Genomic DNA, 14022 nt, shown 5'->3' with positions numbered 1-14022 from the left:
CCGCCCGCCGTCGTCTTGCGCACCTCTTCAGGTTTGCGGTTAGTCATGGCGCTCTCCTTAGCTCACGCGGACGCGGGGATCGAGGGCGACGACGAGGATGTCGGCCAGGATGGCGGACACCGCAGTCATGGCGGCACCGAAGGCGGCAACGGCCACTGCGCCGTGGACGTCGTTGCGGGCGATGGTCTGGATGAAGTACTGGCCCATGCCGTTCCAGGCGAAGATGCGCTCCGTCATCACCGCGCCGGTAAAGATGCCCGGCACGGAGAAGGCGACGGAGGTGGCCACCGGGATCAGCGAGGTTCGCAGCGCGTGCTTGCGCACCGCCTGCGCCTTGGTCAGGCCCTTTGCGCGCGCGGTGCGCACGTAGTCTGCGTTCAGGTTGTCTAGGAGCAGGGTGCGCTGCATGAAGTGGTAACCGGCGTAGGAAATGATCAGCAGCGAGACCGTGGGCAGGATCAGGTGCTGGCCAAAGTCAATCGCCTTATTCCACGCGCCCGTCACACCGCTCGACGTCGCACCGGTGACGAAGAAGATTCGCTTGCCGGTCCACTCGTTGATCTTGATACCAAGCCACACCACGGCGATCGAGGCAACCACCACGTGCGTGTTCATCGTGATGATGGAGATGCCCTGCCAGATGCGGTCGGCCTTCTTGTATTGGCGCGACGCGGTGTACACACCGATAGCCACACCGATGACGATGGAGAGCAACGTAGCTACCAACGTCAGCTGTGCGGAGACCCAGATGCGGAAGGAAATCTGCTCATTGACTGAGTCGCCGAGCGGGGAGTTGCCCCAATCCCAGCGGGTGAGAATGCCGGTGAGCCAGGTCCACCAGCGCTCCAGGATTGGCGTGTTGGGGCTCAGGTTGTTCGGCAGCAACAGGGCGTCAATTTGGTCTTCGCTCAAAGGTGGGCGACGGCCTTGATAGTTGGCGCGTGGATCCAAGAAGAAGCTAGCTAGGAAGAACGTGAGGTTGGTGGCCAAAAACACGATGAGGCCCCAGCTCAAGATCTTCCTGATCAGGTATCGAAACATTCTTACTCGCAGTCGTTAAGTGCGTCCCGCGTCACACGGGCGATAGCTTGGTGATGCAGTCTACGGGATGCAAAAATCCGCCGAAGCACAAGTGGCCCCGGCGGATTATTGCGGCAGCATCAGCGGTTCAAGCGGTGAGCTCGACGCTGCTTACTTGGCCCAGCCGACGTTCTCGATCGGCACGACGCCGAAGGACATGGCGCCGAAGTTCGCCAGACCCGGCTTGGTGGCAACCATCTCCGGGCCGTTCGCGTACGGCATGATGCCGTACTCGCGCAGAGCTTCCTTCTCCAGCTCGTTGGCGCGGGCAATCTGCTTGTCCGCGTCCTCGATCTTCTGCAGCTCCTCGATCTTCTTGTCCATTTCGGCGGAGCCGGTGCCGGACTTGTTCAGCTCGGAGTCAGATGCGAAGATCTGGCCGAAGTACGCCACACCGAACGGGTCGGAGGAGGCGAAGCCGGACATGAACAGGTCGAAGTCGCGCTCGGAGGTGACCTTGGAGAAGTCGGAGCTCGGGCGCTCCTCGATCTGGACGTCGATGCCGACCTGCTTCAGCATCGCCTGGATGGCGGAAGCGGACGCCTGGACCATCGGGTTGTCGCCCAGCAGCACGTAGCGCACGGACAGCGGGTTGGACGGGCCGTAGCCTGCCTCCTCGAGCAGCTTCTTGGCCTTCTCCTGGTCGTAGGAGACCACGGCGCCGAAGTTGTCCTCGTAGCCCGGCTGCGTCTGGAAGAGGGTGAAGGAACCCGGCAGCTCCTCGGTGTAGCCCAGGCCGTTAAAGCGGATGGCCGCGAGCTGGGAGCGGTCGATGGCGGACATGATCGCCTCGCGCACCTTCGGGTCGTCAAGGCCCGGTGCCTGCGAGTTGATGGTCATCAGGAAGGTGGCCGGGCGCAGTGCGACGCGGATGTCGGCTGCGTCACCCATCTGCTTCGCGGTCTCGAGGCGGTCGCGGGTGCCCACACCGGTGGCGTCGATCTCGCCTGCGCGGAATGCGTTGATGGAAGCCTGGTCCTCCATCGCGCGGTAGGTGAAGCGCTCGAGCTTGGCCGGCTCGCCCCACCACTGCTCGTTGCGCACGAAGGAGACCTCGCCGGTCTCGAAGTTCACGTTCTCAACCTTGAACGGGCCAGCGCCCCACTCCGGGTGCAGCTGCTTTAGGTAGGCGTTCATGAACTTGTCGGCGGTGTCAACCTGCGGCGGCACCAGGCCGTCGAAGAGGCCCTGCCACCACGGGTAAGCCTGCTTGAAAGTGACAACTGCCTGCTTGTCGTCCTCGCCGCGGACGACGGACTCGATGAGCTCGTAGCCGTCGGTGGAGTTGACCTGCACGTCCGGGTTGGAGCCGTTGTTGAAGCGCCAGGTGTTCTCGTACGCGGTCCAGTCGATCGGGGTGCCGTCGTTGTAGGTGGCGTCCGGGTGGATGGTGTAGGTGACCACGGTCTTGCCGTCCTTGGTCTCATCCGTGACGTCGGTGAGGTAGGCCGGGTTCGGGTGGTAGGTGCCGTCACCGTCCATGAGCGTCATGACCGGGTTGTACTTGGTCCACACATTGCGGGTGTACAGGTTCATGTTCGCGTGGAAGAGGTTCTGCTGCTCAGCCAGCTCGGTGAGGGCCAGGGTCAGCTCGCCGCCGTCCTTGATCTGGTCGCGCTCAAGCGGGTTGTAGTCGCCCGCCGGCTTGACCTCGATGGTGTCGCTGCCTGCGGTTTCAGTTGCGGCCGCGACGGTCTCGGTAGCCGTGTTGGTCTCGGTTGCGGTCTCCGTTGCGGTCTGGGTCTCGTTGCCGGCGCAGGATGCCAGGACGAGGGAAACGGAGGAGAGGCCAGCGATCGCGGCAACGCGGAAACGGTTCTTCATTCGGCCGGTGATCCTTTCAGGTAATCCACCCATCGCGTCGGCGACGGTTGGAGGCAATCTTCACAGGGGAGCCAGCTGCCTACGGGAATGCGAACAGCAGGTAAACATCACGCAGACAGCGGGTTGCTACAAAATCTAGCGTACTGGGTGCCAGATCACAGCATTTTCAAGAATCTTAGCGCGTCACAATTTCGCAACAGGGGTAACCCCGAGCGTCGAAAAAAGCCCCTCAACGGGGCTTTTGCTTTTCGACGCTTGTAACTAACCGACAGGCGTCAGTTCCACCTCATCGGCCCACGTGAGCTCGATGCCGAGTGTGCGCAGCCACTCCATCGCGTCGTCCTGGTGGCGGGTGATGCCCTCCACCGCGGTCAGCGTCACGTCGATCGCCTTCTCGGCCTCCTCCGCGGTGATGAGCCCGGCGGAGGTGGCGGCGGCGAGCTCGTCGATGTCGAGCACGTCGATCGGGTTCCCGGTCAGCGAAACCAGGTCGACGTAGAGGTCGCGGGTGTGCCACACGTCGCCGTCCGTATCGATATCCGCGACATCGAAGTAGAAATCCTGCACGTGGCCCGCGCCCTCGCGGAAGTGGAAGATGTTGGCGCGCAGGCTCAGCTCCGGCAAAAGCCAGCTCTCCAAGTAGCCGAAATCGGGGTGGTCGGCGCCGCGGGCCATGTAGAGGCCGAAGTCGGTGACGCGGAACGTATCAACTTCGCGGAGGTAGCCCTTCGGGTCGATGTTGGTCTTCCGAGCCGTGTCGAACGTCTCCTGCTTCACGGGGTGAAGATCGGTGCTCATTGGTTACCTCACGGAGAATGTAGCGGCGGTCGGGGCAAAGGAACAGACGTTAGTGGCGGTGCGAACACTGCCGTCAACCACCGCAATCACGCGGCCGAAGCCCGTGTCCGCGGTGCCGGACAAGGTGGCCGGTCCTGCAATGTTTATCCGATTGTTATCAAGTGGCGTTACCCCGGTGCGCATCGTGTCGACGTTGATCCAGTACACGCGCATCAAACCCTGGGCGTCCGCGGCGGCCGGAGTTCCCAGCGCAGTGAACACGAATGTGGCCTGTCCGGCGCCTGCGCCAGGGGCTGGAGTGGTGGTCGGGCCGGGCACCACGATTGCCGACGCCGTGGAGTGCAGCCCCTCGCCGATGCAGTTCGAGGAGACCGTCGGCCAATAGAACTGAGTGAACGGGGGAGCGTCCTCCGGCAGCGGCGGCCCGCCGAGCTCGCCGGTGCCCGCGTAGAACCCGACCGCGGTGCGCAGCGCGTTGGCGACCTGCGGCGGCACGAACGGCTGATCGGCGAACGCGTGCACGCGTTCCACAACGTACGGAGTGGGGCGCCCGAGCTCGTCGAGGTACATCGACGACTGCGCCATTGCCGGAGTGGCGGCAGCTGCGCCGACCGCAAGCGCCGCGGCGGCGGTTACTGCTGCGACGCGCGTCGCGGCATGCGAAATCGAACGGAAAAAGCGCACGGCTGTCCTTCAAGGCACGGGAAACAGGAAAGCGCACTGGGGCACAGTGAAACCACTGCAGTGTATTCCAGCAACAGCAGTAACATTAGTCACGCGCGTAACAACGTCAAGGTGAATCCATGGACTTTCTTGGGTATTCGCTCGAGCGATCCTGTGCTCTCCGACGCTCCTCTGCAGCGCCTACCAGCGAAAAGCACGAAAAGTCACGGCGGAAACTCGCGTTGTCGCTCCTACAATGAATCACATGAAAAACCCGACATTCACTATTCCCTTGACCATCGACCAGATCGTGGAGCGCCTTTCGGCATTCGACAACTTCAGCGTGAAATCCCAGTCGGATGACGGACTGAAAGCCAGCGTCGGCAGCGAGCTGAAGTACCGCATGGTGGGTTCCTGGGTGAGCCAGAACTACCAGGCCCCGGTCCTGATCGAGGTTGCCGCGAACGACGACGCCACCTCAACCGTCCAGCTCTCGCGCCGGCCGGTGGGCCTGTTCAGCACCGACAAGGACGACCGCTTCTTCGAGGAGGCGTACGCCGAGATTCAAAAAGCACTCGAGGCGTAGGGCTTTGCTTGCCGACGGGCTCAGGTGTGCGTCGGCAAGCAAAAAGCCCTAATGTGTAAGCGTTCAACCCCCTCAAAGGCAAAGGATGCCGCACGTGTCTCACCCCGAATTTCGCAACGTAGCTATTGTCGCCCACGTTGACCACGGCAAAACCACTCTGGTCAACGCCATGCTGGAGCAGTCCGGCGTGTTCGGCGACCACGGCGAGCACGGCGACCGCGTCATGGACTCCGGTGAGCTGGAGTCGGAGCGCGGCATCACCATCCTTGCCAAGAACACCGCCATCCGCCGCGCCGGCCAGGGCAAGGACGGCGCGGACCTTGTCATTAACGTCATCGACACCCCGGGCCACGCCGACTTCGGCGGCGAGGTCGAGCGCGGCCTGTCCATGGTGGACGGCGTCGTGCTGCTCATCGACGCGTCCGAGGGCCCGCTGCCGCAGACCCGCTTCGTGCTGGGCAAGGCGCTCGCCGCGAAGAAGCCGGTGATCATCTGCGTGAACAAGACCGACCGCCCGGATGCGCGCATCGACGAGGTTGTCGAAGAGGCCCAGGACCTGCTTCTCGAGCTCGGCGCCGGTCTGGAGGACCCGGAGGCCGCCGAGGCCGCCGAGAACCTGCTCGAGCTACCGGTGCTCTACACCTCCGGCCGCGCAGGCCGCGCCTCGCTGAACAACCCGGGCAACGGTGAGCTGCCGGACAACGAGGACCTGCAGCCGCTGTTCGACGTCATCTACGACGTGCTGCCGGAGCCGTCCGCTGATGTCGACGCGCCGTTCCAGGCGCAGGTGACCAACCTCGACTCGTCGTCCTTCCTCGGCCGCATCGCGCTCATCCGCGTGTACAAGGGCGCCGTGAAGAAGGGCCAGACCGTGGCGTGGGTGCACTACGACGCCGACGGCAACCAGCACGTCAAGAATGTGAAGATCGCCGAGCTGCTGGTCACCGAGGGCCTCGACCGCGTGCCGGCGACGGAGGCCGTGATCGCGGGCGACATCGCGGCGATCTCCGGCGTGGACGAGATCATGATCGGCGACACCCTCTGCGATCCGGAGCACGTCGAGCCGCTGCCGCGCATCAAGGTGGATGACCCGGCGATTTCCATGACCATCGGCGTCAACACCTCCCCGATGGCCGGCCGAAACGGCGGCGACAAGCTCACCGCACGCATGGTGAAGGCCCGCTTGGATCAGGAGCTGATCGGTAACGTCTCTATCAAGGTGCTGCCGACGGATCGCCCGGACGCCTGGGAGGTTCAGGGCCGCGGCGAAATGGCGTTGACCGTGCTTATCGAGACGATGCGCCGCGAAGGCTTCGAGCTGACGGTGGGCAAGCCGCAGGTGGTGACGAAGGAGGTCGACGGCAAGGTCTACGAGCCGTACGACCACATGGTCATCGACGTGCCGTCCGAGCACCAGGGTGCTGTCACCCAGCTGCTGGCCAACCGCAAGGGCCAGATGACCAACATGTCCAACGCCGGCTCCGGCGACTGGGTGCGCATGGAGTTCGACGTGCCGTCCCGCGGCCTCATCGGCTTCCGCACCACGTTCCTGACCGAGACCCGCGGCGCCGGCATCGCCAACTCCTACTCCATTGAGCACCGCCCGTGGGCCGGCGAGATCAAGGGCCGCCCGACCGGCTCCCTGGTCGCCGACCGCTCCGGTCAGGTCACTGCGTACGCGCTACAGCAACTCGCGGACCGCGGCGACTTCTTCGTCGAGCCGGGCGCGGAGACCTACGAGGGCATGGTTGTCGGCGCGAACTCCCGCGATGAGGACATGGACGTCAACATCACCAAGGAGAAGAAGCTGACCAACATGCGCTCCGCCACCGCGGACGCGACCGTGACGCTGCAGAAGGCACGCACGCTGTCCCTGGACGAGGCCATCGAGTTCTGCGACGATGACGAGTGCGTCGAGGTCGCCCCGGAGGCCATGCGCGTGCGCAAGATCATCCTCAACGCCACCGAGCGCGGCCGCGCCCGCTCCCGCGCGAAGCAGCTGAACAAGTAATGGCCGCGCGCGACCTCGCCGGCTACCGCGTGGTGGCCGTCCACGCCCACCCGGACGACGAGGCCATCACCACCGGCGGCACCCTGGCCAACCTGGCCGCCCGCGGCGCCGACGTGCTCGTGGTGACGTGCACCCTCGGCGAGGAGGGCGAAGTCATCGGCGAGACCTACCAGCACCTGGTCAATGACGAAGCAGATCAGCTGGGCGGTTTCCGCATCGCCGAACTCAAGGCGTCGCTGGCGGCGCTCGGCGTGCGCGGGCAGTTCCTCGGCGGCGCCGGGCGCTTCCGCGACAGCGGCATGGCAGGCTCCGCGGCGAGCGATGACCCGCGCGCGTTCGTGAACTCCGGCAAGCTCGCCGTGGATCTGCTCGCCGAGATCTTCGCCGCCGAGCGCCCGCACATCGTGATCACCTACGGTCCCGACGGCGGCTACGGCCACCCCGACCACATCCGCGCGCACGAGATCACGCACACCGCGGCGAAGATCGTCGACGTCCCGCGCATCCTGTGGACGGTGCGCCTCGCCGCCGAGACCGCCGCGCTCCTCCCAGCCGAGGCGCCCGAGGGCTGGCGCTTGCCCGACGACGGCGAGTTGGACGGCGTGGAGCGCTCCGACGTGAGCATGCGTCTCGACGAGCACGCTTACAGCGCCAAGGTCGCAGCCATGCGCGCCCACGCCACCCAGCTGTGGATCGCCGACGGCCGCATCACCGAAACCAATCCGCACGCTGTGCTCGCGGACGGCCCGGTGGTGTACTACGCCCTGTCCAACCTGATCATGCAGCCGATCCAGCGCGTGGAGCACTACCAGCTGGGTGCGGGTACCCCGCCCGCGGATGCCGGGGCTGGCCTCTTCGGCGGCCTCGAGCGCTAGTGACGCAGCCGTCCTACCGCGAGGACTTCTCGCGCGGCGAGGTTATCCAGGCGTTCATCTGGCTCGCCGCGTTCGCGCTCTTTTCGGCCATCATTCAAGTGGCGTACCTTGACGCGCACCTCGGTCAGCTGCCGGTGCCGTGGCCCGTCCCTGCCGCGTTTGCATTCAACCTCGTGCTGACGAAGGCCGCTCGCCTGTGGACGCGCTCCCGGGCACTGCAACTCGCGCCCCTGGTTGCCTGGCTCGCTGGTTGTGGGCTTGGGGGTTGGACGGTGGCGTCGGCAAGCGTGGGGCTCCCGCTGAGCGCGTGTTTGCTGGTGGCGGGTGTTGCGGGCGGCGTTTGGCCCGGGGCCCGGGGGTAGTGCCATACTGAAGGGTATGACTTACGTGATTGCCCAGCCTTGCGTCGACGTGAAGGACCGCGGCTGCGTCGAAGAGTGCCCCGTCGACTGCATTTACGAGGGCAAGCGCATGCTCTACATCCACCCGGACGAGTGCGTGGACTGCGGTGCCTGCGAGCCGGCCTGCCCGGTTGAGGCCATCTTCTACGAGGATGACATCCCGGACGAGTGGAGCGAGTACTACGACGCGAACGTCGGCTTCTTCGACGAGCTGGGTTCCCCGGGCGGCGCCGCGAAGACCGGCCCGCAGGACTTCGACCACCCGTTTGTCGCCGCGCTGCCGCCGCAGAACCAGGACTAGCTCATGGAGCGCACCCCGCTGGGCGCCACCCTGCCCGATTTCCCGTGGGACACGATTGCCGACGTCAAGGCGAAGGCCGCCGCGCACCCTGGCGGCCTCATCGACCTCTCCGTCGGCGGGCCGGTGGATCCCGTCGCGCCGGCGATCCAGCTCGCGCTGACGGAGCACGCCGCGGTGCCGGGCTATCCGCAGACGGCCGGCACGCCGGAGCTGCGCGAGGCGATCGTGTCCGCGTTGTCGCGCCGCTTCGGCATCGACGGCCTGGACACGGACTCGGTGCTGCCGGTGATCGGCCTGAAAGAGGCGATCGCGTGGCTGCCGACGCTGCTCGGCCTGCGCGGCCACACCGTCGCGATCCCGGAGGTCGCGTACCCGACGTACGAGGTCGGCGCGCTCATGGCGGGCTGCGAGGTCGTGCGTTGCGACGATCCCTCCGCCGCCGACGGCGCCTCGCTGGTTTTCCTGAACTCGCCGTCCAACCCGACGGGCCGGGTCATGAGCGCGGACGAGCTGCGCGCGTGGGTCGAGTTCTCCCGCGACACCGGGGCCATCATCGCTTCCGACGAGTGCTACCTCTACCTCGGCTGGTCAGCGGAGCCCGTGTCGCTGTTGCGCCCCGAGGTAACCGGCGGGGACAACACCGGGTTGCTGGCGCTGCACTCGCTGTCCAAGACGTCGAATATGGCGTCGTACCGCGCCGGCACGATCTCCGGCGACCGCGAGCTGGTGCAGGAGCTGCTGCTGGTGCGCAAGCACGCCGGCCTCATCGTGCCGGGGCCTGTGCAGCACGCGATGGTCGCCGCTCTCGCAGACGATACCCACGAGCAGATGCAGCGCTCGGAGTACGCGATGCGCCGCCTTGCGCTCATGAAGGGGCTCGCAGCCGCGGGCTTCACTATCGACGAATCCGACGCCGGCCTCTACCTCTGGTGCCGCAAAGACGGTCTGAACTCCCGCGAGGCGCTCGATTGGCTTGCCGAGCGCGGCATCCTCGCCGCCCCGGGCGACTTCTACGGCCCCGCCGGCGCGAACCACGTCCGCGTCGCCCTGACCGCCACCGCCGAGCGCGTCGCCGAAGCGGCCGAGCGCCTCGCCGAGTAGCGCCTTGGCCAGCACGACCCGCACCTCTCACCCCGCCGCAGCAACGCCTGCGGCGGGCGTTTCGCGTGCGCACCGGCTGGTAGCGGGGCTGCGGGAGTTTGTGAAGTTCGGCATTGTCGGCGGTTCCGGCGTGCTGGTCAATTTCCTGGTGTTCTACGCGGTGAAAAAATCCCTCGACGCCGGCTTCAACATCCACGAATCCGAGGTCTTCGTCAACCTCCTGGGCACGCGGTGGAACATCCGCTGGTACCACGTGCTGTCCACCATCGCGTTCGTGGTGGCCAACACCTGGAACTACCAGCTCAACCGCTCCTGGACGTTCCGGCACGTGCCGCAGCGATCCTGGTTGCGCGGTTACTTCCCGTTCCTGGCAACCGGCATCGTGGCGCTGGTGGTGTCGCTGACGGTGATGACGCTGCTCATGAACCCGACGTCGCCGATCGCTTTGCCCGAGCATATCCTCGACGATTCCACGGGCCTGCGCACCAAGTCCTACTGGGCCCAGGCGATCTCGACGTTCGTCGCTATGCCGGTGAACTTCATCATCAACAAGCTCTGGACGTTCGGGAAGCCGAAGGTTGTCGCCGTTTCCTAAGCCGCGGCACTAACTCGCAGCCGCCAGCGCCCGCTGTACCGGCCCCGGTTTCCCGCCCCGCTTGGCGCTCGCCCGCTCCGTGCGGTACATGTTCAGCGAGCCAATCACCGGGTGGATGAGCGCTACGTTGAGGTCTATGGCGTGTTCGCGCGAAACGTACTCCGCGCCCGTCATGGTTGTGCCGTCGGTGCGCCGCAGCACCACGTCCCTGTCTCCGTTTGTGATCTGCATGTGTTCCTCCAACGTCAGCAAGATCAGTGCCTGCTCCTTGCCCTCGCTCGGGCTGTGGCCGCTGCGCTGCAGGGCGTCAATGAGCAGCTCGATGTCTCTCGCCACCTGCTCGATCGGCATCGTGGGAGGTGTCGGCTTCGGCTTCTTCTGCGGCTTCTCGTCCTTCTTCTTGGGCTCCCGCTTCGGGACGCTCGTTTTCACCGCCTGCTCGAACTCGGCGTACGTGCAAGCATTCGCGAGCAGCCGTACGCGGTGGCGCCACTGCTCGCCAGGGGCGAGGTGCGCGATGCGGCGCTCCAGCATGGCCAGTTGGTCGAGCGAGAACCCGCCGGCTCGGGCGCGGCTCAACGCGCGGCGCTGGAATTTGCCGTGCTTGGTCGGGCCGAAATAGAGGTCCTGTAGTTTGGCCCACGCGCGCACGGTGGTGGGCTGGATGCCGGCGGCGAGCGCCACCTTGCGGTCGAAGTCGGCGAGGGTGTCGATGTTGGCGGTGGACAGGGCGTCGATGAATGCGGTGAAGTTCATGCCCCGCAAGCTATGCGGGTTCCGCGGAGCCGTAAAGTGCGCGGCGCGAAAGCCTGTGGAATCCGAAAAATTAATCCACAGGCTATTTTCATTAAGCCGGACGCGGGTCCGTGACCAGCAGTGAATACTGTGCGAGGTCGTGGAACTTCCCGTGCAGCAGTTCGCCGTCGCGGATGATGCCTTCGAAGGTGTAGCCGCACACCTCCGCAACGTGGCGGGAGGCAGCGTTGTCTACACCGGCGCCGATCACCAACCGATGGACTCCCTGGTCGAAGGCGTGGGAGGAGACCAACGCAACGGCGCGGCGCATGAGTCCCCGGCCGCGAGCCCACGGTGCGGTGCTGTACCCGAACTCAAGGCAGCGGTGCTGCTCCGATCCGAGCCGCAGCGCAATGTTGCCGCTGTAGCGGCCGTCATGGACCAGCGCCCATTGGGCTGTGGTGGACCTGTCGCGGCGGATGTACTCCTCCGCATCGGCGGCGGTGTATTCCAAGGGAACCTGCGTCCACTGCACCATGCGCTCGTCGCGGCAGGTTAAGACGATGTCATCGACGAGGTTGGGCAGCGTGTCCACCTCCGACCACGGAAGCAAGGTCAGGTCGCCGTCGACGAGCGTGGGGCAGGAGATCGGCCAGGCAAACTCAGGCAGTGAGTTTGCGGCTAACGCGTTAGTTGGCATGCAGCGCTTCGTTGAGCTCGATGCCCTTGGCGGCCACAACCTCGATGGCGCCGGTCATGGAGTTGCGGCGGAACTGCAGGCCGTTCTTGCCGGACAGCTCGAGCGCCTTCACGGTGTCGCCGGCAGCGAACCCGAGCGCCTCGGCGACGGCCTCGGTGAGCACGACCTTGGACGAGGCGGTGACGTAGAGGCCGGCTTCGACAACGCAATCGTCGCCAAGCGAAATGCCCACGCCCGCGTTGGCGCCGAGCAGGCAGCGCTCGCCGAGGGTGATGGTCTCCTTGCCGCCGCCGGACAGGGTGCCCATGATGGACGCGCCGCCGCCGATGTCGGTGCCGTCACCGACGACGACACCTGCGGAAATACGGCCCTCAACCATGGACGCGCCGAGGGTGCCGGCGTTGAAGTTCACGAATCCCTCGTGCATCACTGTCGTGCCTTCGGCGAGGTGTGCGCCGAGGCGGATGCGATCCGCATCGCCGATGCGCACGCCGGACGGCACGACGTAGTCGACCATGCGCGGGAACTTGTCCACGGAGTACACCACGACCGGCCCCTTTGCGGCGAGGCGGCCGCGGGTCATCTGGAAATCGGACACCTCGCAGGGGCCGTAGTTCGTCCACACCACGTTAGCGAGCAGCCCGAACACGCCGTCCATGTTCGCGCCGTGCGGGCGAATCAGGCGGTGGGAGAGCAGGTGGAGGCGCAGGTACACGTCGTACGCGTCCACGGCCGGCTCGGACAGGTCGGCGATGGTCGTCTCCACAGCGACGCGCGCCACGCCGCGATCCTCGTCGGGGCCGATGAGGTGCGCGAAGCGGGCGTCGCCCTCCTCCAGGCGGCGGGTGCCGGTCGGGGCTTCCTGCTTATCGACGCTCGGAGCCGGATACCACACATCCAGCACCGTGCCATCGTGAGTGACAGTGGCGAGACCGCGCGCGTAGGCGGAGGTTGGAGAAGTCATGGCAGCTACCTTAAGCCATTCGTAAAGGAGTACTTACGCGACGCTCCGGCCGCGGGTGGTAAAAGACAACCCGATCAGCGCAGCGGAGAGGATTGCCACGGAGATGACCTGGCTGCGGGAGGAATCGTCGAAAAGCATGAGTACGACGAGCCCCAGCAGCGCCGCGAGCGCCACCCACGGCACCCAGCTGGAACCGCGGACCTGCACGGCGGAACCCGTGATTTCGGGCTTGAGCTTGATGTAGCTCAGCGTGATCATGATCCAGGTGACGATGAGGCAGCCGCCGGTGGCGTTCATGATGAAGTCGATCATCCCCGGCGGGTTCCACCACTGCAGGCCGACGGCGACGAACGCGAAGAAGACGGAGACAAGGACCGCGTTCATCGGCACATTGTTGGCGTTGACGCGGGCCATCCAGCGCGGCGCGTCGCCCTCGAGCGCCTGCTGGTAGGCGAGGCGCGAGGTGCCGTAGATCTGCGCGTTGAAGGCGGAGAGCAGCGCGAGCACGATCACGGCCTCCATGAATCCCGCCGCGCCGGGGATGTTCGCCATGTCGAGTACCTGGGTGAACGGGGAGTTGGCGGCGGTGTCGGCGCCGTCGATCTGCGCGTAGGGGAGCAGCAGGATGATGACGATGACGGAGCCGACATAGAACAGCGCGATGCGCCAGATGATGGAGTTCACGGCCGTTTTGACGGACTGCGCGGGGTTCTCCGACTCGGCGGCGGCGATGGTGACCACCTCGATGCCGCCGAACGCGAATGCGACCGCGAGGAGGCCGGCGGCGATGCCGGTGATGCCGTTCGGCGCGAAGCCGGACTCGCGGACGTTGTCGAAGCCCACGAAGCCGCTCGCGGGCAGCAGGCCCATCCACAGCGCGATGCCGATGAGCAGGAAGCCGAAGATCACGGCGATTTTGATCATGGCGAACCAGTACTCGAACTCGCCGAAGCCCTTGACCTGCGCGAGGTTCACTGCGGTGAGAATGCCCACGACGATGAGCGCCGGCACCCACTGCGGGACGTCGAACCAGCCAGCCATGATGGCGGAGGCGCCGGTGATCTCCGCGCCGCACGCCATGATGAGGAGGAACCAGTAGATCCAGCCGAGGAGGAATCCGGCCCAGTGGCCGAAGGCTTGGCGCCCGTAGGTGGCAAACGATCCCGACGAGGGCCTCGCTGCGGCCATCTCGCCGAGCATCCGCATCACGGCGATGACGATCGCGCCGGCGATGACGTAGGCGATGAGGATCGCAGGGCCGGCGGCGCGGATGCCCACGCCGACGCCGAGGAAGAGCCCGGCACCGACCGCGGTGCCGAGGCCCATGAGCGTGAGGTGGCGGGTTTTCAGTCCGTTGCTGAGCTCGGAGGTGGTGTCGGGGGACATAG

Annotated in this window: 15 protein-coding genes; 7 read left to right on the top strand and 8 right to left on the bottom strand. The window is 65.8% G+C overall.

The window, feature by feature from the left end:
* Positions 1-57: 57 nt before the first annotated feature.
* From M5J20_RS04300 to M5J20_RS04285, 4 genes are all read right to left on the bottom strand, one after another.
* Positions 58-1041 carry an ABC transporter permease gene (locus M5J20_RS04300; protein ID WP_253576728.1) on the bottom strand — a complete coding sequence of 328 codons (984 nt, stop codon included), beginning with the start codon at positions 1039-1041 and terminating at the stop codon, positions 58-60.
* Between the two features lie 150 nt (positions 1042-1191).
* Complete coding sequence (locus tag M5J20_RS04295) at positions 1192-2904, bottom strand: ABC transporter family substrate-binding protein (RefSeq protein WP_253576726.1); 1713 nt, start codon at positions 2902-2904, stop codon at positions 1192-1194.
* 261 nt (positions 2905-3165) lie between these two features.
* A complete protein-coding gene (locus M5J20_RS04290; protein WP_253576723.1) occupies positions 3166-3702 on the bottom strand; it encodes a ribonuclease FAU-1 family protein in 537 nt (178 codons plus the stop codon).
* Between the two features lie 3 nt (positions 3703-3705).
* The gene (locus M5J20_RS04285; RefSeq protein ID WP_253576720.1) at positions 3706-4386 is read right to left on the bottom strand and encodes an Rv1157c family protein; all 681 of its coding nucleotides are present in this window, start codon (positions 4384-4386) and stop codon (positions 3706-3708) included.
* 244 nt (positions 4387-4630) lie between these two features.
* Here M5J20_RS04285 and M5J20_RS04280 point away from each other — a divergent pair, with 244 nt between their 5' ends.
* The 7 genes from M5J20_RS04280 to M5J20_RS04250 all read left to right on the top strand — a co-directional run bounded on the left by M5J20_RS04280 (position 4631) and on the right by M5J20_RS04250 (position 10235).
* A complete protein-coding gene (locus M5J20_RS04280) occupies positions 4631-4951 on the top strand; it encodes a hypothetical protein (protein ID WP_253576718.1) in 321 nt (106 codons plus the stop codon).
* Positions 4952-5045: 94 nt separating this feature from the next.
* Positions 5046-6962, top strand: a complete 1917-nt coding sequence (gene typA, locus M5J20_RS04275; RefSeq protein WP_253576715.1) for a translational GTPase TypA — start codon at positions 5046-5048, stop codon at positions 6960-6962.
* Positions 6962-7837, top strand: a complete 876-nt coding sequence (mshB, locus tag M5J20_RS04270) for an N-acetyl-1-D-myo-inositol-2-amino-2-deoxy-alpha-D-glucopyranoside deacetylase (protein ID WP_253576712.1) — start codon at positions 6962-6964, stop codon at positions 7835-7837. Before typA ends, mshB begins: the two co-directional genes overlap by 1 nt.
* A complete protein-coding gene (locus M5J20_RS04265; RefSeq protein ID WP_253576709.1) occupies positions 7837-8199 on the top strand; it encodes a hypothetical protein in 363 nt (120 codons plus the stop codon). Before mshB ends, M5J20_RS04265 begins: the two co-directional genes overlap by 1 nt.
* Before the next feature lie 16 nt (positions 8200-8215).
* Complete coding sequence (gene fdxA / locus M5J20_RS04260; protein WP_253576704.1) at positions 8216-8539, top strand: ferredoxin; 324 nt, start codon at positions 8216-8218, stop codon at positions 8537-8539.
* A gap of 3 nt (positions 8540-8542) precedes the next feature.
* Positions 8543-9640, top strand: a complete 1098-nt coding sequence (gene dapC, locus M5J20_RS04255) for a succinyldiaminopimelate transaminase (protein WP_253576701.1) — start codon at positions 8543-8545, stop codon at positions 9638-9640.
* Positions 9641-9644: 4 nt separating this feature from the next.
* Entirely contained in the window at positions 9645-10235 is a 591-nt protein-coding gene (locus tag M5J20_RS04250) for a GtrA family protein (protein ID WP_437177616.1), read from the top strand.
* Between the two features lie 9 nt (positions 10236-10244).
* On the opposite strand, the gene M5J20_RS04245 is transcribed toward M5J20_RS04250, so the two are convergent.
* The 4 genes from M5J20_RS04245 to M5J20_RS04230 form a co-directional block, all read right to left on the bottom strand.
* On the bottom strand, positions 10245-10991 hold the full coding sequence (locus M5J20_RS04245; protein WP_253576697.1) for a hypothetical protein: 747 nt from the start codon (positions 10989-10991) through the stop codon (positions 10245-10247).
* 91 nt (positions 10992-11082) lie between these two features.
* Entirely contained in the window at positions 11083-11670 is a 588-nt protein-coding gene (locus M5J20_RS04240) for a GNAT family N-acetyltransferase (RefSeq protein WP_253576695.1), read from the bottom strand.
* The gene (gene dapD, locus M5J20_RS04235) at positions 11660-12634 is read right to left on the bottom strand and encodes a 2,3,4,5-tetrahydropyridine-2,6-dicarboxylate N-succinyltransferase (RefSeq protein ID WP_253576692.1); all 975 of its coding nucleotides are present in this window, start codon (positions 12632-12634) and stop codon (positions 11660-11662) included. Before dapD ends, M5J20_RS04240 begins: the two co-directional genes overlap by 11 nt.
* A gap of 33 nt (positions 12635-12667) precedes the next feature.
* Positions 12668-14020, bottom strand: a complete 1353-nt coding sequence (locus M5J20_RS04230; RefSeq protein WP_253576689.1) for an amino acid permease — start codon at positions 14018-14020, stop codon at positions 12668-12670.
* Between the last annotated feature and the right edge of the window lie 2 nt (positions 14021-14022).

The organism is Corynebacterium stercoris, from assembly GCF_024160105.1.
Taxonomy (GTDB): Bacteria; Actinomycetota; Actinomycetes; order Mycobacteriales; family Mycobacteriaceae; genus Corynebacterium; species Corynebacterium stercoris.
The sequence above is the reverse complement of the archived record's forward strand: the minus strand, read 5'-3'. Positions and strand labels throughout refer to the sequence as shown.

What these genes read in the sequence shown, in the direction of transcription:
- M5J20_RS04290 (WP_253576723.1), bottom strand. Translation starts at nt 3,702, where the DNA reads ATGAGCACCGATCTTCACCCCGTGAAGCAGGAGACGTTCGACACGGCT.
- M5J20_RS04300 (WP_253576728.1), bottom strand. Translation starts at nt 1,041, where the DNA reads ATGTTTCGATACCTGATCAGGAAGATCTTGAGCTGGGGCCTCATCGTG.
- M5J20_RS04295 (WP_253576726.1), bottom strand. Translation starts at nt 2,904, where the DNA reads ATGAAGAACCGTTTCCGCGTTGCCGCGATCGCTGGCCTCTCCTCCGTT.
- fdxA (WP_253576704.1), top strand. Translation starts at nt 8,216, where the DNA reads ATGACTTACGTGATTGCCCAGCCTTGCGTCGACGTGAAGGACCGCGGC.
- M5J20_RS04240 (WP_253576695.1), bottom strand. Translation starts at nt 11,670, where the DNA reads ATGCCAACTAACGCGTTAGCCGCAAACTCACTGCCTGAGTTTGCCTGG.
- M5J20_RS04230 (WP_253576689.1), bottom strand. Translation starts at nt 14,020, where the DNA reads ATGTCCCCCGACACCACCTCCGAGCTCAGCAACGGACTGAAAACCCGC.
- M5J20_RS04245 (WP_253576697.1), bottom strand. Translation starts at nt 10,991, where the DNA reads ATGAACTTCACCGCATTCATCGACGCCCTGTCCACCGCCAACATCGAC.
- dapC (WP_253576701.1), top strand. Translation starts at nt 8,543, where the DNA reads ATGGAGCGCACCCCGCTGGGCGCCACCCTGCCCGATTTCCCGTGGGAC.
- mshB (WP_253576712.1), top strand. Translation starts at nt 6,962, where the DNA reads ATGGCCGCGCGCGACCTCGCCGGCTACCGCGTGGTGGCCGTCCACGCC.
- M5J20_RS04280 (WP_253576718.1), top strand. Translation starts at nt 4,631, where the DNA reads ATGAAAAACCCGACATTCACTATTCCCTTGACCATCGACCAGATCGTG.
- dapD (WP_253576692.1), bottom strand. Translation starts at nt 12,634, where the DNA reads ATGACTTCTCCAACCTCCGCCTACGCGCGCGGTCTCGCCACTGTCACT.